Source organism: Pseudomonas cuatrocienegasensis (assembly GCF_900110925.1).
Taxonomy (GTDB): Bacteria; Pseudomonadota; Gammaproteobacteria; order Pseudomonadales; family Pseudomonadaceae; genus Aquipseudomonas; species Aquipseudomonas cuatrocienegasensis.
The window spans coordinates 37,941-59,404 of sequence record NZ_FOFP01000011.1 but is presented as its reverse complement, the minus strand read 5'-3'; the positions used below and the strand labels follow the sequence as shown (position 1 = coordinate 59,404).

The 21,464-nt window shown below is 63.8% G+C and carries 21 protein-coding genes; 18 read left to right on the top strand and 3 right to left on the bottom strand.

The genetic code is table 11. The annotated features are described in order from the left end of the window. Window positions 1-2 precede the first annotated feature (2 nt). The 5 genes from BMW49_RS15605 to BMW49_RS15585 all read left to right on the top strand — a co-directional run bounded on the left by BMW49_RS15605 (window position 3) and on the right by BMW49_RS15585 (window position 5,705). Window positions 3-1,061, top strand: a complete 1,059-nt coding sequence (locus BMW49_RS15605) for a PA0069 family radical SAM protein (RefSeq protein WP_069521601.1) — start codon at window positions 3-5, stop codon at window positions 1,059-1,061. Window positions 1,062-1,372: 311 nt separating this feature from the next. After that, window positions 1,373-2,101: a carbonic anhydrase gene (locus tag BMW49_RS15600; protein WP_069521599.1), complete on the top strand. Its 729-nt coding sequence runs from the start codon at window positions 1,373-1,375 to the stop codon at window positions 2,099-2,101. Window positions 2,102-2,588: 487 nt separating this feature from the next. Then, window positions 2,589-3,299 (top strand): carbonic anhydrase, encoded by a 711-nt coding sequence (locus BMW49_RS15595; protein WP_069521597.1) that lies wholly within the window; start codon window positions 2,589-2,591, stop codon window positions 3,297-3,299. Window positions 3,300-3,588: 289 nt separating this feature from the next. Continuing rightward, on the top strand, window positions 3,589-5,139 hold the full coding sequence (locus BMW49_RS15590; protein WP_090390998.1) for a SulP family inorganic anion transporter: 1,551 nt from the start codon (window positions 3,589-3,591) through the stop codon (window positions 5,137-5,139). 311 nt (window positions 5,140-5,450) lie between these two features. After that, window positions 5,451-5,705 carry a hypothetical protein gene (locus BMW49_RS15585; protein ID WP_069521017.1) on the top strand — a complete coding sequence of 85 codons (255 nt, stop codon included), beginning with the start codon at window positions 5,451-5,453 and terminating at the stop codon, window positions 5,703-5,705. A gap of 4 nt (window positions 5,706-5,709) precedes the next feature. Here the strand turns inward: BMW49_RS15585 and BMW49_RS15580 are convergent, their stop codons facing one another. Continuing rightward, the gene (locus tag BMW49_RS15580; protein ID WP_069521019.1) at window positions 5,710-6,366 is read right to left on the bottom strand and encodes a hypothetical protein; all 657 of its coding nucleotides are present in this window, start codon (window positions 6,364-6,366) and stop codon (window positions 5,710-5,712) included. Between the two features lie 363 nt (window positions 6,367-6,729). Here BMW49_RS15580 and coxB point away from each other — a divergent pair, with 363 nt between their 5' ends. From coxB to BMW49_RS15560, 4 genes are read left to right on the top strand one after another with little or no spacing between them, the layout of a single operon-like run. After that, a complete protein-coding gene (gene coxB / locus BMW49_RS15575; protein WP_090390995.1) occupies window positions 6,730-7,854 on the top strand; it encodes a cytochrome c oxidase subunit II in 1,125 nt (374 codons plus the stop codon). Between the two features lie 5 nt (window positions 7,855-7,859). Continuing rightward, a complete protein-coding gene (gene ctaD, locus BMW49_RS15570; protein ID WP_069521024.1) occupies window positions 7,860-9,494 on the top strand; it encodes a cytochrome c oxidase subunit I in 1,635 nt (544 codons plus the stop codon). After that, window positions 9,487-10,035: a cytochrome c oxidase assembly protein gene (locus BMW49_RS15565; protein WP_069521026.1), complete on the top strand. Its 549-nt coding sequence runs from the start codon at window positions 9,487-9,489 to the stop codon at window positions 10,033-10,035. The genes ctaD and BMW49_RS15565 overlap by 8 nt, the downstream gene beginning before the upstream one ends. A gap of 12 nt (window positions 10,036-10,047) precedes the next feature. Next, the gene (locus tag BMW49_RS15560) at window positions 10,048-10,935 is read left to right on the top strand and encodes a cytochrome c oxidase subunit 3 (RefSeq protein WP_069521028.1); all 888 of its coding nucleotides are present in this window, start codon (window positions 10,048-10,050) and stop codon (window positions 10,933-10,935) included. Between the two features lie 75 nt (window positions 10,936-11,010). Here the strand turns inward: BMW49_RS15560 and BMW49_RS15555 are convergent, their stop codons facing one another. Continuing rightward, window positions 11,011-11,214: a twin transmembrane helix small protein gene (locus tag BMW49_RS15555; RefSeq protein ID WP_069521030.1), complete on the bottom strand. Its 204-nt coding sequence runs from the start codon at window positions 11,212-11,214 to the stop codon at window positions 11,011-11,013. A 27-nt stretch (window positions 11,215-11,241) separates the two neighbouring features. On the opposite strand from BMW49_RS15555, the gene BMW49_RS15550 reads away from it, so the two are divergent. Genes BMW49_RS15550 through BMW49_RS15530 form a run of 5 tightly spaced genes read left to right on the top strand, consistent with a single transcriptional unit; the run spans window position 11,242 to window position 15,243 of the window. Next, a complete protein-coding gene (locus BMW49_RS15550; RefSeq protein ID WP_069521032.1) occupies window positions 11,242-12,021 on the top strand; it encodes an SURF1 family protein in 780 nt (259 codons plus the stop codon). Beyond that, window positions 11,996-12,577, top strand: coding sequence for a hypothetical protein (locus BMW49_RS15545; RefSeq protein ID WP_069521034.1), 582 nt, complete (start codon window positions 11,996-11,998; stop codon window positions 12,575-12,577). The genes BMW49_RS15550 and BMW49_RS15545 overlap by 26 nt, the downstream gene beginning before the upstream one ends. 48 nt (window positions 12,578-12,625) lie before the next feature. Then, window positions 12,626-13,675, top strand: coding sequence for a COX15/CtaA family protein (locus tag BMW49_RS15540; protein WP_069521036.1), 1,050 nt, complete (start codon window positions 12,626-12,628; stop codon window positions 13,673-13,675). A gap of 24 nt (window positions 13,676-13,699) precedes the next feature. Beyond that, on the top strand, window positions 13,700-14,599 hold the full coding sequence (gene cyoE, locus BMW49_RS15535; RefSeq protein ID WP_069521038.1) for a heme o synthase: 900 nt from the start codon (window positions 13,700-13,702) through the stop codon (window positions 14,597-14,599). A gap of 11 nt (window positions 14,600-14,610) precedes the next feature. Continuing rightward, window positions 14,611-15,243 (top strand): SCO family protein, encoded by a 633-nt coding sequence (locus BMW49_RS15530; protein ID WP_069521040.1) that lies wholly within the window; start codon window positions 14,611-14,613, stop codon window positions 15,241-15,243. A gap of 315 nt (window positions 15,244-15,558) precedes the next feature. Here BMW49_RS15530 and BMW49_RS15525 read toward each other — a convergent pair whose 3' ends face one another. After that, window positions 15,559-15,984, bottom strand: coding sequence for a VOC family protein (locus BMW49_RS15525; protein WP_069521042.1), 426 nt, complete (start codon window positions 15,982-15,984; stop codon window positions 15,559-15,561). A 106-nt stretch (window positions 15,985-16,090) separates the two neighbouring features. On the opposite strand from BMW49_RS15525, the gene BMW49_RS15520 reads away from it, so the two are divergent. The 4 genes from BMW49_RS15520 (at window position 16,091) to BMW49_RS15505 (ending at window position 21,437) form a co-directional block, all read left to right on the top strand. Continuing rightward, entirely contained in the window at window positions 16,091-16,951 is an 861-nt protein-coding gene (locus BMW49_RS15520; RefSeq protein WP_069521044.1) for a LysR family transcriptional regulator, read from the top strand. A gap of 60 nt (window positions 16,952-17,011) precedes the next feature. Continuing rightward, entirely contained in the window at window positions 17,012-17,524 is a 513-nt protein-coding gene (locus BMW49_RS15515) for an RNA polymerase sigma factor (protein ID WP_069521046.1), read from the top strand. Between the two features lie 114 nt (window positions 17,525-17,638). Next, window positions 17,639-18,610 (top strand): FecR family protein, encoded by a 972-nt coding sequence (locus tag BMW49_RS15510; RefSeq protein ID WP_069521105.1) that lies wholly within the window; start codon window positions 17,639-17,641, stop codon window positions 18,608-18,610. 121 nt (window positions 18,611-18,731) lie between these two features. After that, window positions 18,732-21,437 carry a TonB-dependent receptor gene (locus BMW49_RS15505; RefSeq protein ID WP_083251815.1) on the top strand — a complete coding sequence of 902 codons (2,706 nt, stop codon included), beginning with the start codon at window positions 18,732-18,734 and terminating at the stop codon, window positions 21,435-21,437. Window positions 21,438-21,464: the final 27 nt, after the last annotated feature.

Below are 21,464 nucleotides of genomic sequence, written 5' to 3'. Positions count from 1 at the left end.
CTATGTCCCTTTTGCCGCCCCGTGGTCGTGGTACGGCCCATAACCCGCATAACCGGTTCGCCCCGACCCGTTCGGAGGCCGAGGACGACGGCTGGTATCAGGAGGAAACGCCGCAGACCCGCGCCACCGAGATCCGTCAGGAGCGCGCCCGCACAGTGATCACCCGCAACCAGTCGCCGGATGTCGGCTTCGATCGCTCGGTTAACCCCTACCGCGGCTGTGAACATGGTTGCGTGTACTGCTTTGCCCGGCCCAGCCACGCCTACTGGGACCTCTCCCCAGGGCTGGATTTCGAGACTCGGCTGATCGCCAAGACCAACCTCGCCAGTCGCTTGGAGGAAGAGCTGCAAAAGCCTGGTTACGTGCCGCAGCCGATTGCCCTGGGCATCAACACCGATGCCTATCAGCCGATCGAGCGTGAGCAGCGCCTGACCCGTCAGGCCCTGGAAATTCTTCTGCGCTACAAACACCCGGTGCATTTGATTACCAAGGGCGCGCTGATCCTGCGCGATCTCGACTTGCTGACCCAACTGGCCGAGCAGAATCTGGTCAGCGTGGCGTTCAGCCTGACCACCCTGGACGATGAGCTCAAACGCATCATGGAGCCCCGTGCGGCCTCGCCCAAGGCTCGCCTGCGGGCCATGCGCACGCTGCATGAGGCCGGGGTGCCGGTCAGTGTGATGTGCGCGCCGATGATCCCGATGATCAACGACATGGAGCTCGAGCACCTGCTCGAAGCCGCCCGCGATGCCGGCGCGCGCTCGGCCGGCTACGTACTGCTGCGCCTGCCGCTGGAAATCGCCGAGCTGTTCGAGCAGTGGCTACAGGCGCACTTCCCCGAGCGCGCGGCCCATGTCATGAGCCTGATTCGCCAGTCCCGCGGCGGCAAGGATTACGACAGCCGCTTTGGCACGCGGATGCGCGGCGAGGGGCATTTTGCCGACTTGCTGGCCCAGCGTTTTCGCCTGGCGCGGCGCCGTTTTGGCCTGGACGGCCGCCAGCTGGATGGCCTGGACTGCTCACGCTTCGCCCCGCCAGGTGCTCAGCTGAGCCTGCTTTGAGCGCCTAGGTCTGTTCCCATTGACTGTTGCAGTTGCATGCAGGCCATAAACGCGACGCCCGTAGCGCCGCCCCGGCGCGAAGCGTTTGCAGCCGTTCAGTGACTTCGGCGTGCGCATGGCATTCGTCGCGGGGCGCGACTCCCACGAAAAGCAGCGACGCCGTGCAACACCGCAGTGGGGCATAACCAAATAATTAGTCGTACCTGCAGATTGTCGCGCCACCTGCCTGAGGTGACACTGGTGTGTGACTTGCCAGCCGCCGCAGCTGTCGGTGTAACAGCATTTTTTCCAGGTACTCAGAGGTTCACGGCATGCCTTACAAACACCATGTGATTCCACTGCACACCCATGAAGGCAACGAAACCGCCGATCAGGCGTTGCAGAGCATCGTCGATGGCTTCAAACGCTTTCGCAACGAGGTGTTCCCGCAGCAGGAGGAGCTGTTCAAGAAGCTCGCCACTGCGCAAAACCCGCGCGCCATGTTTATCACCTGCGCCGACTCGCGGGTGGTGCCCGAGCTGATCACCCAGAGCTCGCCGGGCGATTTGTTCGTCAACCGCAACGTCGGCAACGTGGTGCCGGCCTACGGGCAGATGATGGGCGGCGTTTCCACCGCCATTGAGTACGCGGTGATGGCCCTGGGCGTGCAGCACATCGTCATTTGCGGGCACTCCGACTGCGGCGCGATGAAGGCGGTGCTCAACCCGCAGTCGCTGGAAACCATGCCCACGGTCAAGGCCTGGCTGCGCCATGCCGAAGTGGCGCGCACCGTGGTGGCGGAGAACTGCAACTGCAGTAACGATCAGGAAACCCTCGACGTGCTCACCGAAGAGAACGTCGTGGCCCAGCTCGACCACCTGCGCACGCACCCTTCGGTGGCGGCCAAGCTGGCCCGCGGTCAGCTGTTTATCCACGGCTGGGTGTACGACATCGAGACCAGCCAGATCAAAGCCTACGACGCCGAGCTGGGCAGCTTCCTGCCGCTCGATGGCGACCAGGTGCCGATGGCCACGCCGCGCGCGCGTTACCCGCAGGAATAAGCATCAGCTGCTGCTTCGATGCACCGCGTTATGGATTTCCTCTCCACCCTACGCGTGCAAAAGTAGCCTGGGTCGAGCCCAGCGATACCCGGGAGGCCAGGCTCAGGGTGTCGTTGCCCCCGAACTGCGCGGCCCGACTCAGGTTACCAAGCGCTGCTTTCAGCGGCAGCGCGGGATGCCCACCTTTCGCCGCGGGTCGCGGTTCCCACTGGTGTATCCGCCATGCCTCCCACCACGCCGCGCCATGGCTGCAAGGCTTTGCGGCGCGCCACGGTTTGCCCGGAAACGGCAGCCCCACCTGACGGCGGCCGGCCAATGGCCAGCTACCGTTCGTCCTTCCGCTGTCTGAAATAGCCGTTCTAGAGCCCTTCGTTCAGTTTCGATTAAGACTGGCTGGCTAAGGTGTGCCTCACGTGACCAGCTGGTCACAGTGCGTCGCGCCGAAGCGTGGCGGCCCTTATCGAGACCTGAACTCAAGGAGCAGAACATGGCTGAAGCGTCCCGCCTTACCCCAGCCCCCAATGACTCGGCCGATGCGTCCCTGGCACGTATCGTCGATGGCTTTCGGCGTTTTCGCCGGGATGTGTTTCCCCAGCAGCAGGCGCTGTTCAAGCGCCTGGCCAACCAGCAGCAGCCGCGCGCGATGTTCATCACCTGCGCCGACTCGCGCATCGTCCCCGAACTGATCACCCAGAGCGACCCCGGCGACCTGTTCGTCACCCGCAATGTCGGCAACGTGGTGCCGCCCTATGGCCAGATGATGGGCGGCGTGTCCACGGCCATCGAGTACGCGGTGCTGGCCTTGGGCGTGCAGCACATCATCATCTGCGGGCATTCCGATTGTGGCGCGATGAAGGCGGTGCTCGCCCCGGACAGCTTGAAGGGCATGCCCACGGTCAAGGCCTGGCTGCGCCACAGCGAGGCGGCCCGCACCCTGGTGGCCGATAACTGCGGTTGCGCCGACCACACCACCCTGGGCGTGCTCACCGAGGAAAACGTCATCGCTCAGCTCACCCACCTGCGTACGCACCCGGCCGTCGCCTCGCGCCTGGCCAGCGGTCAGTTGGCGATCCACGGCTGGGTGTATGACATCGCCCGCTGCGAGATCCGCGCCTACGACGCCGTCCTGGGCCGCTTCCTGCCGCTGGACGGTGAGCAGACACCCACGGCCACCCCCGCGGCGCGCTACAGCGCCTGATACTCGCTGCGCTGCCGCGCACGCCCCTTTATTTTGGCTCTGTCCCAGTTCCCTGTTGCACGGCGCCGATGCTTTTGTGGAAGCCGCGCCCCGCAGCGAATGCCATGGGCAACGCCGAAATAACTGAATGGCTGCAATCGATTCGCCCCGAGGCGGGGCTCCTACGCGTGTTCGGTAGTTCACCCTGGTGCTGCGTGATGGCTTGCACGGGATGCAACACGATGTTGGGACATAGCCTTTATTTGGGGCGCGGCGCGCTTCCCGCATGGACTTGCAGGAGACCTCTGTTATGACCGCCACACCTTTTTCCGCCACATTGCCGCGGGACGCCTTGGCGTCCATCGTGGTGTTTCTCGTCGCCCTGCCCTTGTGCATGGGCATCGCCATCGCCTCCGGCGTACCGCCGGCCAAGGGCCTGATCACCGGTATTATCGGCGGTCTGGTGGTCGGCTGGCTGGCCGGCTCGCCGCTACAGGTCAGTGGCCCGGCCGCAGGGCTGGCGGTGCTGGTCTTCGAGCTGGTACGAGCCCATGGCCTGGCCATGCTCGGGCCGATTTTGCTGCTCGCCGGGTTTCTTCAGTTATGCGCCGGGCGTCTGCGTCTGGGCTGCTGGTTCCGCGTTACTGCGCCCGCGGTGGTGCATGGCATGCTCGCCGGTATCGGGCTGCTGATTGTCTTCTCACAGGTGCACGTACTGTTCGACCAGGCGCCTCAGGCTGCGGGGTTGGCGAATCTGCTGGCGCTACCGGCGACCTTGCAGTCCGCCTGGACGGCCTGGCCCGATGGGCAGGCACTGCAAGCCGCTGCCTTGGGTGGCGGCACCATTGCCTGCATGCTGCTGTGGGCGCGCTGGCGGCCGGAGGCGCTGCGTCTGGTGCCCGGTGCCTTGATCGGTGTCGTCCTGGCGACCCTGGCCAGCCTCTGGCTGGGCCTGCAGGTCAACCGCGTCGAGGTGCCGGCGACCCTGGCCGAAGCCATCGACTGGCTGCGCCCGGCGGACCTGCTCGGCTTGGCCAACCCGCATGTGCTGATCGGCGCCGTGGCCATGGCCTTTATCGCCAGCGCCGAGACCCTGCTGTCCGCTGCTGCGGTGGACCGTTTGCACACTGGCGCCCGCTCCAATCTGGACCGCGAACTCAGCGCCCAGGGCGTCGGCAATATGCTCTGCGGCGTGCTCGGCGCGCTGCCGATGACCGGGGTAATCGTGCGCAGTTCGGCCAACGTCCAGGCCGGTGCCATGACCCGGGCCTCGGCGATTCTGCATGGCGCCTGGCTGCTGGCGTTCGTCATGTTGCTGCCAAGCCTGCTGCAGAGCATTCCTATCGCCAGCCTGGCGGGCGTGCTGGTCTACACCGGCTGCAAACTGGTGGACCTCAAGGCCCTGCGTGGCCTGAGCCGGTATGGCCGGGTGCCCTGGCTGATCTACCTGGCCACCGCCGCGGGCATCGTCCTGGTCGACCTGCTCACTGGTGTGCTGCTGGGCTTCGCCCTGACCCTGCTGAAACTGGTGTGGAAGGCAGCGCGCTTGAAGATCGTGCTGGTCGAACAGGGCCCCCAGCAGGCCGAACTGCGCCTGATGGGTACGGCGACCTTCCTCAAGGTACCGCAACTGGCCAGCACCCTGGCGCAGATTGCCCCAAGCACCCAGCTGTCCGTACCACTGACCCAGCTGCAGTACATCGACCATGCCTGCATGGAGTTGCTGGAGGATTGGGGCCGCGCTGCCGAAGCCCAGGGTGGGGCCTTGCTGATCGACGACCAGGGCCTGCGTCGCCGGCTTGAAGGCCGCTGCCGACACGCGCTGCAAAGTCTATCGTTTACAGCGCCTGCCGCCTCGTAGGAGCGCCGCCCCGGCGCGAAGCGTTTGGTTGCGCAACGGCAATGGGTTATGGCCACTATTCGCGCGCGGGGCGCGGCTCCTACGGGAGCGTTGTGGGCGCCTGCCGACTCGTAGGAGCGCCGCCCCGGCGCGAAGCGTTTGGGTGCGCAACGTCAATGCGTTATGGCCACTATTCGCCGCGGGGCGCGGCTCCTACGAGAACAGCCAGGCCTCGACAATCACCTGAACTTCATCGCCCACCGCGTACCCCAACGCAGGCAAGGCGCTGCCAGTCCGGTGGCTGCCCAGCAACGCGCTACTAAGGAGACGCAATGGACCTGATTGACCTGCTGCAATGGCCGGCGATGCTGGCAACGGTGACGGCGGCCTGGTTGATCGGTTCGCTGAACCTGCGGCGGCGCACGGTCGGTTTCTGGTGCTTTCTGCTGAGTAACCTGTTGTGGGTGATCTGGGGTTGGCACACCAGCGCCTGGGCGCTGATCGTATTGCAGGTGTGCCTGGCCGGCTTGAACATTCGCGGGGTGAAGAAAAATGCGCCGACTGCCGACGCGCCAGGCCCGGGCTGAGAGCTCAGCTCGGCGCGCGTGCCTTAGCCAACTGCAGCTCCACCCCCAGTTGCCGCGACAGACACGGCCAGCGTTGCCAGGCTGCAGCGGTGTGCGGTGCGCCCAGGCGTTCGCGGTGGGCGATGACCGACTCCTGGCTGAAGCTGGCGTCGTCGATCATGCCGTCGACCGCATGGTGCACGGCTTCGTCGAGCTGGTTGGCGAAGGGCTCGCCGATCAGTTGGTGGGCGATCAGGTTGGCCACGGTGGTATCCAGCGGGATCAGCGGCTGGCCAAGGTGGGCGATATAGCGGTCGTTGACCTCTTCCACCAGGCGATGGGCCAGGTAGGCCTCGTCGAGCAGGCCATCGAGCCCTTCGTGACCGGCCATCAGTGCGGGCGGCTGCAGGAAGAACTGCTCGGCGACCTTCAGCACCGGTTTGATCTGCACCTCGATGCCGGCCTCACGCGCCACCTCGTTGGCAGCCTCCAGCAGCTCCGGTACCTGCTCGATGTAAGCCGCGACGAAGCGTTTGAGCACCTGCGAGGCGCCTTCGTCCGGCAGGCCGATGGCCGGGTGCAGACGCGCGAGTTGGGCGTGCAGCTGTTGTTCCAGCTGGTTCGTGGCCGCTTCGTGCTGGTGGGCGCGGTCGATCAGCTCGCGCAGGGCGGAAATATTCATGACAACTCCTCTTGAGGCGGACATGGGCGTGAACCTTAGCGGAATGGTCACGTCTGCTAAGACCTAATTGTCATTTATGAGCGATTTTTATGCGAGACAGCTATATGCAGGGTCTATGGCCCCAGGCTGGGCCGCGCAAACCGTGGTCTGCCGTGTTTCTTCATGACCACTGCACTGTTTTAAGAACTGCATTGCCAGTGGGTCGACCCTGTCTATACTCGAACACGATAGGCAGTACCTGATGGAACCGGAAGGGCTTCGGCACGGACAGGTTTCGGCAGCAGTTGCCAGCAGTATCGGCAGTCGATCCCTTTGCCGCAGGCTTAGCCGGCGGGATAACAAGAACGATAAGGGGAACCCGCAATGACGCGACATCCACGAGTCTGGATGAGCCTTGCGCTGTGGTTGGTGTTTAGCTCGGCGCATGCGAGCTGGACGGTCAACATGGCACCTGGCGTCACCGAAGTCAGCCGCTCGGTGTTCGACCTGCACATGACCATTTTCTGGATCTGTGTAGTGATTGGCGTGCTGGTATTCGGCGCCATGTTCTGGTCGATGCTGGTACACCGCCGCTCGCGCGGGCAGCAGCCGGCCAATTTCCACGAAAGCACCACGGTCGAGATCCTCTGGACGGTCGTGCCCCTGGCCATCCTTGTGGTGATGGCGGTCCCCGCGACCAAGACCCTGATCGATATCTACGACACCACGGAGTCCGAGCTGGATATCCAGGTCACCGGCTATCAGTGGAAATGGCATTACAAGTACCTGGGTCAGGATGTTGAGTTCTTCAGCAACCTCACCACGCCGCGTGCGCAGATCAACAACCGCGAAGCCAAGGGCGAGCACTACCTCCTGGAGGTGGACGAGCCGCTGGTGGTGCCGGTGGGCACCAAGGTGCGCTTTCTGATCACCGCTGCCGACGTTATCCACTCCTGGTGGGTGCCGGCTCTGGCGGTGAAGAAGGACGCCATCCCCGGCTTCGTCAACGAATCCTGGACACGCATCGAGGAGCCGGGCATCTACCGCGGTCAGTGCACCGAGCTGTGCGGCAAGGACCACGGCTTTATGCCCGTGGTGGTCGAAGCCAAGAGCAAGGAAGACTTCGCCGCCTGGCTGGCCGAGCGCAAGACTGCTGCCGCTGCCGAGAAGGAGCTGACCAGCAAGGAGTGGACCCTCGACGAGCTGATGGCGCGCGGGGAGAAGTCCTACCTGACCAACTGCGGCGCCTGCCACCAGCCAACCGGCGAAGGCCTGCCGCCGATGTTCCCTGCGCTCAAGGGCTCGGCCATCGCCACTGGCCCGGCCGAGGGGCATATCGACATTGTCATCAATGGCAAGCCGGGCACCTCGATGGCAGCCTTCGGCAAGCAACTCTCTGAAGTCGATATCGCGGCGATCATCACCTACGAACGCAATGCCTGGGGTAACTCGGTCGGTGACATGGTCACCCCGCAGGACATTCTCGCGTTCAAGAAGGCTCAGGAGTAACCGACATGAGTGCAGTGATCGATCCGCACCACGCAGGCCACGGCCTTACCGACCACCACCATGGCCCGGCCAAGGGCCTGATGCGCTGGGTACTGACCACCAACCACAAGGACATCGGCACGATGTACCTGTGGTTCAGCTTTGCCATGTTTCTGCTCGGCGGGTCCATGGCCATGGTGATTCGTGCTGAGCTGTTCCAGCCCGGCCTGCAGATCGTGCAGCCGGAATTCTTCAACCAGATGACCACCATGCACGGCCTGATCATGGTCTTCGGCGCGGTGATGCCGGCCTTTGTCGGCCTGGCCAACTGGATGGTGCCGATGATGATCGGCGCGCCGGACATGGCCCTGCCGCGGATGAACAACTTCAGCTTCTGGCTGCTGCCGGCGTCGTTCGGTTTGCTGGTCAGCACGCTGTTTATGGAGGGCGGCGGGCCGAACTTCGGCTGGACCTTTTACGCGCCGCTGTCGACCACCTATGCGCCGGAGTCGGTGACCTTCTTTATCTTCGCCATCCACCTGTTGGGTATCAGCTCGATCATGGGCGCGATCAACGTGGTCGCCACCATTCTCAACCTGCGCGCCCCCGGCATGACCCTGATGAAGATGCCGCTGTTCGTCTGGACCTGGCTGATCACCGGCTTTCTGCTGATCGCGGTGATGCCGGTGCTGGCTGGTTGCGTGACCATGATGCTGATGGACATCCACTTCGGCACCAGCTTCTTCAGCGCTGCAGGCGGTGGTGACCCGGTGCTGTTCCAGCACGTGTTCTGGTTCTTCGGCCACCCCGAGGTGTACATCATGATCCTGCCGGCGTTCGGCGCGGTCAGCTCGATCATCCCGGCGTTCGCACGCAAGCCGCTGTTCGGCTACACCTCGATGGTCTACGCCACCGCCTCGATTGCCTTCCTCTCATTCATCGTCTGGGCGCACCACATGTTCACCGTCGGTATTCCGCTGACCGGTGAGCTGTTCTTCATGTACGCGACCATGCTGATCGCCGTGCCCACCGGGGTGAAGGTGTTCAACTGGGCCAGCACCATGTGGCAGGGTTCGATGACCTTCGAGACGCCGATGCTGTTCTCCGTGGCCTTCGTCATCCTGTTCACCATCGGCGGCTTCTCCGGGTTGATGCTGGCCATCGCCCCGGCGGACTTCCAGTACCACGACACCTACTTTGTGGTGGCGCACTTCCACTACGTGCTGGTACCAGGGGCGATCTTCGGCATCTTTGCCTCGGCCTACTACTGGCTGCCGAAGTGGACCGGGCACATGTACGACGAAACCCTCGGCAAGCTGCATTTCTGGATGAGCTTCGTCGGCATGAACCTGGCGTTCTTCCCGATGCACTTCGTTGGCCTGGCCGGCATGCCGCGGCGCATTCCCGACTACAACATGATGTTCGCCAACTTCAACATGGTCTCGAGCATCGGTGCCTTTATGTTCGGCGCCACCCAGCTGCTGTTCCTGTTTATCGTCATCAAGTGCATCCGTGGCGGCACACCGGCCGCAGCCAAGCCCTGGGATGGTGCCGAAGGTCTGGAATGGACGGTGCCTTCGCCCGCGCCTTACCACACCTTCAGCACGCCGCCGGACATGGCCACGCTGGAAGCGCACCGCACGGACCCACGCCATGACTGAGGATCGGCAAACCCGTCGGCTGGTCCTGCGCCTGTGCGTGCTGGTGGTGGCCATGTTCGGTTTTGGTTTCGCTTTGGTGCCAATCTACGACGTCATGTGCCAGGCGTTCGGCATCAACGGCAAAACGGCCGGGGCCTATCAGGGCGATCAGGTGCAGGACGCCGAACGCCAGGTGCGCGTGCAGTTTCTCGCCACCAATGCCGCGGACATGGTCTGGACCTTTGGCCCGCAAGCCGATGAGGTCACCGTGCATCCGGGGGCGAGCACGCAGATGATCTTCGTGGCCTACAACCCGACCGACAAGCCGATGACCGCCCAGGCTATTCCCAGCGTGGCGCCGTCCAAGGCGGCGGCCTACTTCCACAAGACCGAATGCTTCTGCTTTACCCAACAGGTGTTGCAGCCGGGTGAGCGCATCGAAATGCCGGTGCGCTTTATCGTCGACCGCGACCTGCCTGCCGATGTCCGCCACCTGACCCTGGCGTACACCCTGTTCGATATCACTGCGCGTAAACCGCCTGTCGCGCAGGCGACTCCCTAAAGGAGCATCACCATGTCGATTCACGAGGAGTATTACGTTCCGGCCCAGAGCAAGTGGCCGATCATCGCGACCCTCGGGTTGCTGGTGTCGGTCTACGGCGTGGCCACCTGGTTCAACGACCTCAAGGCCGAGCGTGCCGACTCCAGCGGTCCGTTGATCTTTTTTGTCGGCGGACTGCTGCTGGCCTACATGCTGTTTGGCTGGTTCGGCAACGTGATCAAGGAGAGCCGCAGCGGCCTCTACAGCCCGCAGATGGACCGCTCGTTCCGCTGGGGCATGAGCTGGTTTATCTTCTCGGAAGTGATGTTCTTCGCCGCGTTCTTCGGCGTGCTGTTCTACATCCGCTACTGGAGCGGCCCCTGGCTGGGCGGCGAAGGTGCCAAGGGCATCGCCAACATGCTCTGGCCGAGCTTCGAGTACAGCTGGCCGATGCTCAACACGCCCGACCCTAAACTCTACCCGGCACCGAGCGGCACCATCAGCCCCTGGGGCCTGCCGCTGATCAACACCATTTTGCTGGTCACCTCCAGCTTCACCCTGACCTTCGCCCACCACGCGCTGCGCAAGAACCACCGTAAGCCGCTGACCCTCTGGCTGGCGCTGACCGTACTGCTGGGCGCGGCGTTTCTGGTGCTGCAGGTCGAGGAATACATCCACGCCTACACCGAGCTGGGTCTGACCCTGGGCTCGGGGATCTACGGCGCAACCTTCTTTATGCTCACCGGCTTTCACGGGGCCCACGTGACTTTCGGCGCGATCATGCTGACGGTGATGCTGATCCGCATCATGCGCGGGCATTTCAGCAACGAGCAGCATTTCGGCTTCGAGGCGGCGGCCTGGTACTGGCACTTCGTCGATGTGGTGTGGATCGGCCTGTTCGTCTTCGTCTACGTGATCTGAGGGGGTAGAGCCCGGAGGGAACCAGAGAAAAGCCTTGAATGCAGCGGGCCGCCGCCGGTCACAGTTACCGTCGGCTTACCAGGTAACGTGGGAAACCAGTTGCCCGCTGTAGAAACCCCAGGCGATCAGACCAACCGTCAGCGCCGTGAGTGTGACCCGCAGCGTCAGTGCATTGACTACCCGCGCGCTGCGGCCCTCGTCCTTGACGAGGAAGAACAAGCCGCTAAACAGGCTGACCAGGGTGGCCAGTAGGAGCAGGACGATCGCGGCCTTGAGCATGCGGGACTCCGAAATAAGGGGAAGGACGTGTCCGAGCAGTATAGCCAGCAGCGACGCAAGAGCCGGGAGTGGGGCTGGGCGGCCTTTCGTCCCGGCTTGCTGCCCACGGCCGTGGTTCTGCTGCTGCTCCCGGCGCTGGTGGCGCTGGGCTTCTGGCAACTGGCGCGGGCGGCGGAAAAGCGCGAGCTGCTGGCCCAGCATGCCGCCTTGCAGGTGGCCGCGCCGGTCAGCCTGGACAGCCTGGAGAACGGCACGCCGCAGTCCTATCAGCGGGTGCGCCTGCAGGGCTTTTTCGATGCCGGGCACAGCCTGCTGCTCGACAACCGCATCCGCAACGGCCAGGCCGGCGTGGAGCTGCTGCAACCCTTCTATGACCAGGGCAGCGGTCTTTGGGTGCTGCTCAATCGCGGCTGGCTGGCCTGGCCGGATCGCCGCGTAGCGCCGGCCTTCGACACCCCCGATGGCGCTCTGGAATTGGTCGCCTCGATCTACGTACCGCTTGGCGGCGGCTTTTTGCAGCGCCCGCAGCGCGAAGCGAACAGCTGGCCGCTGCTGATTACCGAAGTGAAACCGGCGCTGCTGTGGCAGCAACTGGGCCGCGGCGGTTTGCCGTATGAAGCTCGTTTGCAACCGGGGCCGGCGGCGCTGCAGGCCGATTGGCCGGTGGTCGCCATGAGCCCGGATAAACACTTGGGCTACGCCGTGCAGTGGTTTGCGCTGGCCGTGGCCCTGGTCGGGCTGTTCATCTATTTGGGTATGCACAACGCGCGGGAGATTCGCCATGCAACCAGCCATCGCCCTGCCTGAGGGCTCGCTCCAACGCCGCCGTGGGCGGCTGCAACTGATCCTTATCCTGGCGGTGGTGATCGGCCCCATGCTGTTGGCCAGCGCCATGTACCAGTGGCGCTTCTGGGTGCCGGAGACGCGCAGCTTCCACGGCGAGCTGCTCGGCACCGGGCAGACCCTGAACGACCTGGGCGTAAGCGGTTTATCCACCGAGCGCTGGCAATTGCTGGTCACCGCCCCAGGCGCCTGCGACAGCGATTGCATGGCCTTGGTGTACACGGCCCGGCAACTGCACATCGGCCTCAACCGTGATGTTTCGCGGGCCAGCCATGGCCTGGCGATTGCCGAGCCGCTGTCCGAAACCCTGGACGCGACTTTGCACCGCGAATACCCGCAGTTGGGCCGCGCAACCCTGGATCTGCAGCGTTACCAGCAACTCGCCGACCCGAGCAAAGGCGCCCAGCTGTGGATTGTCGACCCCCACGGCAACCTGGTGCTGCGTTACGACTCCAGCAGCCCGGGCAAGGCGATTCTCAATGACCTGCGCCACCTGCTGAAGATTTCCCAGATTGGTTGAACGATGTGCCCTGTCGTCAGCCGTAGTCCGTTCTGCTGAGGGATGAATATGCGCAAACCCGGTTACCGCTTCGCCCTGTTTGCCACCCTGCTGGCCGTGGTGGTGGTGCTGTTGGGCGCCTACACCCGCCTCACCCACGCCGGCCTCGGCTGCCCGGACTGGCCCGGCTGCTACGGCTTTATTGGCGTGCCGATGAGCGAGCACAAGCAGGTGCTGGCCGAAACGCGCTTCCCCGATGCGCCGGTGGAGGTCGCCAAGGGCTGGTACGAGATGATCCACCGCTACTTCGCCGGCGCCTTGGGCCTGGTGATTCTCGGTCTGGCCGTGCAGGCGCTGCGCCAGCGCGGCGTGCCGGGCCAGCCGCTCAAGCTGCCACTGCTGTTGCTCGCCTTGGTGACGCTGCAAGCGGCCTTCGGCATGTGGACCGTCACCCTCAAGCTGTGGCCGCAGGTGGTCACGGCGCACCTGCTCGGCGGCTTCGCCACCTTGAGTTTGCTGTTTCTTCTGACCTTGCGCCTGGCCGCGCTGCCGCCGTTGGCGGTGGCTGTGTCGACCCGGCTGCGCGCGCTGGCGGCCGTTGGCTTGCTGGTGGTGGTCGGGCAGATCGCCCTGGGCGGCTGGGTCAGCAGTAACTATGCGGCGGTGGCCTGTGTCGATCTGCCGACCTGCCACGGCGAGTGGTGGCCGGCGATGGACTTTGCCAATGGTTTTCACCTGACCCAGCACATCGGCCCCAATTACCTGGGCGGCCAGCTCGACAGCGACGCCCGCACCGCTATCCACATGACCCACCGCCTCGGCGCCGTGCTGGTGACGGTCGTGCTGCTACTGCTCGCCTGGCGCCTGCGCGCCGCCGGTTTGTCGCGCCTGGCCGGGCTGCTGCTGGCGGCGCTGGCGCTGCAGGTCAGCCTGGGCATCAGCAACGTGGTGCTGCACCTGCCGCTGCTGGTCGCCGTGGCGCACAACGCTGGCGGCGCGGCCCTGCTGCTGTGCCTGGTGCTGAGCAATTATTGCCTGAACCGTGCGCCGCAGCCCTTATCCAACCTGGCAGCAGCCCGCACGGGCACTGAACACTTCGCGCCGGCGACCAGTCGTTAATAACAACGAGCAAGGAGAGACCTCATGGCTACTCTACTGCAGCAACACCAGGCCCATGCCAGCTGGCGCGACTACCTGGAGCTGACCAAGCCGCGGGTGGTGGTGCTGATGCTGATCACCTCGCTGGTCGGCATGTTCCTCGCCACCCGCGCAGGGGTGCCCTGGCAGGTGCTGATCTTCGGCAACCTGGGCATCGGTTTGTGTGCCGGCGCGGCGGCGGCGGTCAACCATGTAGTCGACCGGCGCATCGACTCGATCATGGCGCGCACCCTCAAACGCCCGGTGACTTCTGGGCGGGTCTCGCCGACCGCCGCCATCGCCTTCGCGCTGTTGCTGGCCGTGAGTGGCATGAGCCTGCTGCTGATCTTCACCAACCCCCTTGCCGCCTGGCTGACCCTGGCCTCGCTACTGGGCTATGCGGTGATCTACACCGGCTTTCTCAAGCGCGCGACGCCGCAGAACATTGTGATTGGCGGCCTGGCTGGCGCGGCGCCGCCGCTGCTGGGCTGGGTGGCGGTGACCGGGCAACTGACCGCCGAGCCGTTGCTGCTGGTGCTGATCATCTTCGCCTGGACGCCGCCGCACTTCTGGGCCCTGGCCATTCACCGCAAGGAGGAATACGCCAAGGCCAATATTCCCATGCTGCCGGTGACCCACGGCGAGCACTACACCAAGGTGCATATCGTGCTCTACACGGCGATCATGTTCGCCGTCAGCCTGCTGCCCTTCGTGATTCATATGAGCGGGTTGTTATACCTGGTGTGCGCCTCCCTGCTCGGCGCGCGCTTTCTGCAATGGTCCTGGGTGCTGTACCGTGACAGCCGGCCGCATGCCGCGATCAACACCTTCAAGTACAGTATCTGGTACTTGTTCCTGTTGTTCATCGCCCTGCTGGTGGACCACTACCTGCTGTTCAACCTGTAAACGTTGGTGCCATGTCACGAACCCATCTCACCGTCTTCATCCTCGTCGGCCTGGTTGCCCTGGTGCTCGGCCTGACCGTCAACAAGGTGCTCAACAGCAAAGGCCAGGGCGACCCGACCCAGTTGCTCGACGCCGGTATCGTGTTGTTGCCGCAGAGCCGCACCCTGCCCGACCTGGAGCTGCTCGACCAGGACGGCCAGCCGGTGGTGACCAGCCAGTACCGCGACAAGTGGACGCTGATGTTCTTCGGCTACACCTTCTGCCCCGATATCTGCCCGGCCACCCTGGCGCAACTGCGCCAGCTGCGCACCCAGTTGCCGGAGGCGGCGCGCGACAACCTGCGCATCGTCATGGTCAGCGTCGACCCGCACCGCGATACGCCGGAGCAATTGAAGAAGTACCTGGCCTATTTCGATGCCGGCTACCTGGGCCTGACCGGTGAGGAAACGACCCTGCAGAAGCTCGCCAACGCGGTGAGCATCCCCTATATCCCGGCCGATACCAGCAAGGAAAACTACACCGTCGACCACAGCGGCAACCTGGTGATCCTCGGCCCGGACGGCACCCAGCGCGGCTTTATCCGCGCCCCGGTCAACACCGAAAAGCTCGCCGCTCAACTGCCAGGGTTGCTGCAGCGGCCCTAGCATTTGGGCGCGAAGATCTTGCTTCACCCCCTGTAGGAGCGAAGGGGGCGCCTAGCCTTTATTCGCGATCGGCCTTGTTAGTCGCTGAAATCGTCGCGACTAACAAGGTTCTTCACGTCGCGATTACAGGCTAGCGCCGCGTCAATATAGGAAATGTCGGTACGCAGTAGGGGCCGGGCGACGCTCTGATTTAATCGCGACGCTTGCAGTGCTTTAACGATTTATCGCGAATAAATTCGCTCCTACACCGGCACCGGCATCCGCATGGCGAGCAGCTGTGCACCGCCCGCTGCCCAGCCCTCAACGGCCTTCAGGTCACTTGGCGAACAGCTGGCCGATATCCTTGAACGCCTTGAACTCCAGCGCGTTGCCGCACGGGTCGAGCAGAAACATGGTCGCCTGCTCGCCCACCTGCCCCTGGAAGCGCACATAGGGCTCGATCACGAATGCCGTCTCGCGCTCGCGCAGCCGCGCGGCCAGACGCTCCCAATCCGGCCAATCGAGCACCACGCCGAAGTGCGGCACCGGCACGTCATGGCCGTCTACCGGGTTGCTGTGGGCGGCTTCCTGATAGGCCATCTTCGGCGCCTCGTGGATCACCAACTGGTGGCCGAAGAAATCGAAATCGACCCAGTGCGCGCTGCTGCGGCCTTCGGCGCAGCCGAACACCTCGCCATAGAAATGCCGGGCGGCCTTCAGGTCGTACACGGGAATTGCCAGGTGGAAGGGCGCAACACTCATCACGGGCTACCTCAGTGGTTTTGCCCCAGCCTAGCAGCAGTAAAATTGATTTAAAGCGAATATCCTTACTCGCAAGCTCAAACAGAATTGATCAATCGAGGCGCTGATGCTGCGTGAGTTGAAAACCTTTGTGATGGTTGCGCGCCACGGCACCTTTGCCGCGGCCGGTCAGCAGGTTGGCCTGACCCAGTCGGCGGTCAGCGCGCAGATGCGCGTGCTGGAGCAAGGGCTGGGTGTGCGCCTGTTCGACCGCAGTGGCCGTGCCGCCGTGCTCAATGCCGCGGGCCGGCATGCCCTGCCGCTGGCCGAGCAGATGCTCACGCTCTACGGGCAAATGGCCCGGCCCGCGACTCTGGCCGAGTGGCAGGGCGAGCTCAAGGTCGGCGCCATCGCCAGTGTGCAGACCGGGCTGCTGCCCGAGGCGCTGCCGGCCTTTCGCCAGGCTGCGCCGCGGGTCGAGCTGAAACTGGTGCCGGGTGTTTCGCTGAAACTGCTGAGCCAGGTGGACGCCGGTGAACTGGACCTGGCGCTGCTGATCAAGCCGCCATTCGACTTGCCCAAGGAGCTGCTGCAAGTCAGCCTGGCGCGCGAGCCATTCGTGCTGATCACGCCGCTGACAGTGGCGGGCGAGGATCCGCTGCAGATCCTCGCCGAGCAGCCCTTCGTGCGTTATGACCGCAGCTCGTTTGGCGGGCGCCAGGTCAGCCAGTTTCTCCGCGAGCAGCGCCTGCAGGTGCACGAAGCCCTGGAGCTGGATGAACTGGATGCCATTGTGCGCATGGTCGAGTGCGGCCTGGGCGTCTCACTGATCCCCCGCGCCGGCCTGTGGCTACAGCGTTCAACCCAACTGCGGGTGATCGAGCTGGGCGCGCTGACCTTCCACCGCGAGCTGGTGGCGCTGCTAAGAAGGGCGCAGCAGCAGCCGGCGCTGGAGTGTTTGCTGCGGTGTCTTAAGTCGATTAATTGAAAATGGTTCTCAATAAAAATACTATGCCGCTTCCTCCCGCCCCAGACCAGGGAAGCGCGATTGTCGGACTTGGATATCAAAGGCCTGTTCCAGATGCACGCCAAGGCGCTGCAGAGCTTTCTGCTGCGCAAAAGTCGTGATTCACAGCTGGCCGCCGACCTCACTCAGGAAAGCTTTCTGCGTCTGGCCGAGCAGCGCGGCGGCGAGCCCATCGACAACTCGCTGGCCTACCTCTACCGTACGGCCAGCAATCTGTTGATCGACCATCAGCGCCAGCAACTGCGGCGCAAGACCGACCTGGTGAGTGACGATGTGCTGGTCGAGGTGGCGTCGAACAGCAGTTCGCTGGAGGACATCACCGCCGCCCGGCAATCGGTCGAGCGTCTGCAGCAGGCTATCGCCGAGCTGCCGCCGCGCACCCAGGAGATCTTTCGTCTTAACCGTATCGAAGGACTGACCCATGCCCAGGTGGCATGCGAATTGGGGATTTCCGACAGCTCGGTGCAAAAGCACCTGGCCCGCGCCCTGGCCCATGTGATGGCACGGCTGGTGGAGGCCGGCGAGGGGCCATGAGCGCGAATTACGGTAAACGCCGCGGTTGCGCGTCTTTACCTGAGACGGGGCGATTTCGCCGGGCGCGCTGCGTCCAGCCCCGCCGCTACCTATAACGAGAACCGAGAGTTGAGCGTGATTAGCCAAGATCCGCAGGAGCGGAGCATCCACGAGGCCGCCGCCGAGTGGGCGGTTTTCCTGAGTGCAGGCGAACCGGATGCGGCCCGGCATCAGGCCTTGCAGCAGTGGCTGCGGGCCGACCCACGGCATGCCGAGGCCCTGGCCTTCGCCCAGCGCACCTGGGCTGCCCTGGGCGCGCTGCCGGATGAGCGCCGTGCCCCTGAACGCCGTGCGGCGCCCAGTGTTGCGCCGCTGCCGCGGGCCGCGCGGCAGCGTGGGCGCTTGCGTCGCTGGGGTGCGGCGGCGTGTCTGATGCTACTGCTCGGCGGCCTTGGTCTGAGCCAGGACGAGCGCCTGCTGCTGCCGCTACTGGCTGATCACCGCACCGCCAGCGGCGAAGTGCGTAGCCTGACCCTGCCCGATGGCAGCGAGGTGACCCTCGACAGCGCCAGTGCCATCCGCCTGGCGTATTCCGCCGGGCAGCGCCGGGTCGAACTGCTCGCTGGGTCGGCGATCTTCCAGGTTGCGCCGCAGGCCGACAGGCCGTTCGTCGTTGCGACCTCCGGCGGCACCGCGCAGGCCCTGGGTACGCGCTTCGTGGTGCAGCGCGAGGACGGCGCACATGCCTGGGTCGGCGTGTTGGAGCACGCGGTTCAGGTGGACGTCGCCGGCCAGCACAGGCGTCTGGAAGAGGGGGACAGTGTGCGTTATGGAGCGACAGGCATCGTCTCTCAGCAATTGGACCTGCCGCGTGCCACCAGTTGGCAGCGCGGGCTGCTGGTGTTCGACCGGGTGCCGCTGGCGCAGGTGGTCGAGCAGCTCAACCGTTATCGCGCCGGGTACATCCTCATCGGCAATGATGAGTTGGCGCAGCGAGAAGTCAGCGGCGTGTTCCGCCTCGATGCCCTGGACGATGCGCTGTCCACCCTGACCCGCGAAATGCAGCTGCAGCATACGCAGTGGCTCGCGCTGAGCCTGATCTACTGACCCCGCCGCGCCGTGCCCGAGTGCGGCGTAAAAAACTTTCAAATCGGCTTACTGACTTTTACCGGGTTGCGCGTCCTTGTTGTTAGTGATTTTCATTATCAACAAAAACCCGGAGTCCGTTGTGAGCCATCGTCCGTCCGCACCCTCACCCACGCCCCGTCGCGCTGCTCCGGCCGTGCTGCTCAGTGGCGTCTCCTTGGGCGTAGCCCTGGCCCTGAGCAGCAGTGCGTTCGCCGTCGAGCCGGCCGGGGAAGCCGCCTCGGCACAACGCCAGGTGATGGCGTTCGACATCGCCGCGCAGCCGCTTGATCGCGCCGCCCTGGTCTTTGCCGAGCAAGCTGGTGTGCAGGTGTTCTTCGACAGCGCTCGCCTGCAGGGTTTCCGGAGCTCGGCGCTGCAGGGCCGCTATTCACTCGATGACGCCTTGCGCCGGCTGCTCGACAAAACCCCGGTGGACTACCACCTCGACGGCGCCAATCAGGTCACCCTGACCCGCCGTGTGCTCGCCGACGATCAGGTTCTGCAGATGCAGTCGGTCACGGTAGAGGGGCGCAGCCTCAGCGAGCGTCAGGAAACCTACCTGCAGCCGCGCTCGGTGGCGGTGATCGACCGCGAGCAGATCGACCGCAACCCGCCGCGCCATGCGGCTGACCTGCTTGAGCAAACGTCCGGCGTCTACACCGCTGTCAGCCAGCAGGACCCCGGTCTGTCGGTGAACATTCGCGGCGTACAGGACTACGGCCGGGTCAACATGAATATCGACGGCATGCGCCAGAACTACCAGCAAAGCGGCCACCAGCAGCGCAATGGCACCATGTATATCGACCCTGAGTTGCTCAGCAACGTCACGGTTGAGAAAGGCGCTACCTCGGGTATGGGGGGTGCCGGGGTAATTGGCGGCGTCGCCGAATTCAGCACCCTCAATGCCCGGGACTTTATCCACGAAGGCAAAGAGTTCGGCGGCCGGGTTCGCGCGACCACGGGGCTGGGTGGTTACGCCAATGGCACTGACTTTATCGGCAGCAGCGCCTTCGCATTGGGCAACGAGATTGGCGACATTCTGCTGGCCGCCAGTGAACGCCATCTGGGTGATTATGACCCCGGCACCCATGGCAGTATCGGTGAGTTGCGCACTGGGTCTGCTGGTAACCCTGAAATAGAGGATCGAATCAAGACCTCTCCGGTCGCCTATTCCGGTTCCACCATGCGTTCCCGCCTGGCCAAGCTGGGACTGAATCTTGCGCATGAGCAGCGGGTGCAACTGAGCTACCTGCGTACCCAGGTGTCATACGATGACGCCAACATAATGGATGTCGCTGACGAAGATCTCTGGGAAAAGCTGGGTAGCAGCAACGTCGTTTCACAGAACTTTGCGGTGGACTACAGTTACGCGCCGGATAACCCGCTGATCGACTTCAAGGCCAAGCTCTACCATGTCGATACCCGCAATGATCAGAGTACGCTGACTCGCGGCACCACCCTGGGTTACTCCACCACCTACCAGACCGATACTTATGGTCTGCAAGTCCAGAACACCTCGACATTCGCCCTGAGCCAGGTCTCCATCCTTCAGGCCGATTATGGTCTGGAGTTCTTCCATGACAAGGTCAGTCCCGAATCGGATCAGGCGATAAGCTCAAGCTCTGCGGTGGACTACCCCTTTGCCGAAGGGATGACGCCGGAGGGGTCGCGGGCCATGGGTAGCCTCTTTACGCGTCTGGACTATGAATACGACGGCTGGCTCAACCTGAACGCAGGCCTGCGCTACGACCGTTACCACCTGCGTGGCGAAACCGGGATGAACACCCGCTCCTTCTGTACGCTGGAAGGGGCGTGCTCCAACGCGCAGATCAACGTCCCGGTTCTCTACGAAGTGGATCGTGAGGAGGGCCGTTTCTCGCCGACCTTTGGCCTGGCTATCAAGCCGGGTGTGGACTGGCTGCAACTGTTCGCCAGTTATGGCAAGGGGTGGCGGCCACCCGCGGTCACCGAAGCATTGGTCTCCGGTCGCCCCCATGGCGGGGGAACGGAAACCCTATACCCCAGTCCTTTCCTCGAGCCAGAACGTTCCACTACCTGGGAAGTTGGCTTCAATATCGCCAGGGAAAACTTGTTCCTCGCAGAGGATCGGCTGGGTATTAAGGCTGCCTACTTCGATACCAGGATCAAAGACTTCATGTTCCTCGGTTATGGGCTGCAACGCCCCGGTTACAGCCCAATTGCAACCCTGGGTACGACGGCCTACGTCAACAATCTGGAAACCACCCGCTTCCGTGGTGTGGAGTACAGCCTCGACTACGATGCCGGCGGCTTCTACGGCAACCTCAGTTACACCCATATGATCGGTGCTAACGACTATTGCAAACGTGCTGCCTGGCTCGGCGGTGTGGAGTCGCCGGTATATGGAACAGGCGGGCGACGGCCGCCAATCATCGGTATGGAGCCGGACGAGTTTTCCAACCAGTCCGTAAACTGCGGCGGCATTATGGGTACCGCCGAGCATATGCCCATGGACCGCGGCAGCCTGACCCTAGGTGCTCGTCTGCTGGAGCGAAAGCTGGATATCGGCGTCCGCGCCCGCTACAGCGAAGGCTATTCGCTGACGCACGAAGACGAAGAAGCGCAAGACATGACCTATCCCGCCGACTGGAAGCCGTACACCGTCTACGACTTGTTCGGCAGCTACCAGGCCACCGATGCAATCACCCTGCGCCTAGCGGTAGATAACGTCACCGATAAGGCCTACCTCGTGCCGCTAGGTGATGTGCTGGCCTTCACTCTGGGGCGTGGCCGTACTGTGCAGGGCACTCTGGAATACACCTTCTGAGATTGCCGGATATTTTGCCCATTCTGG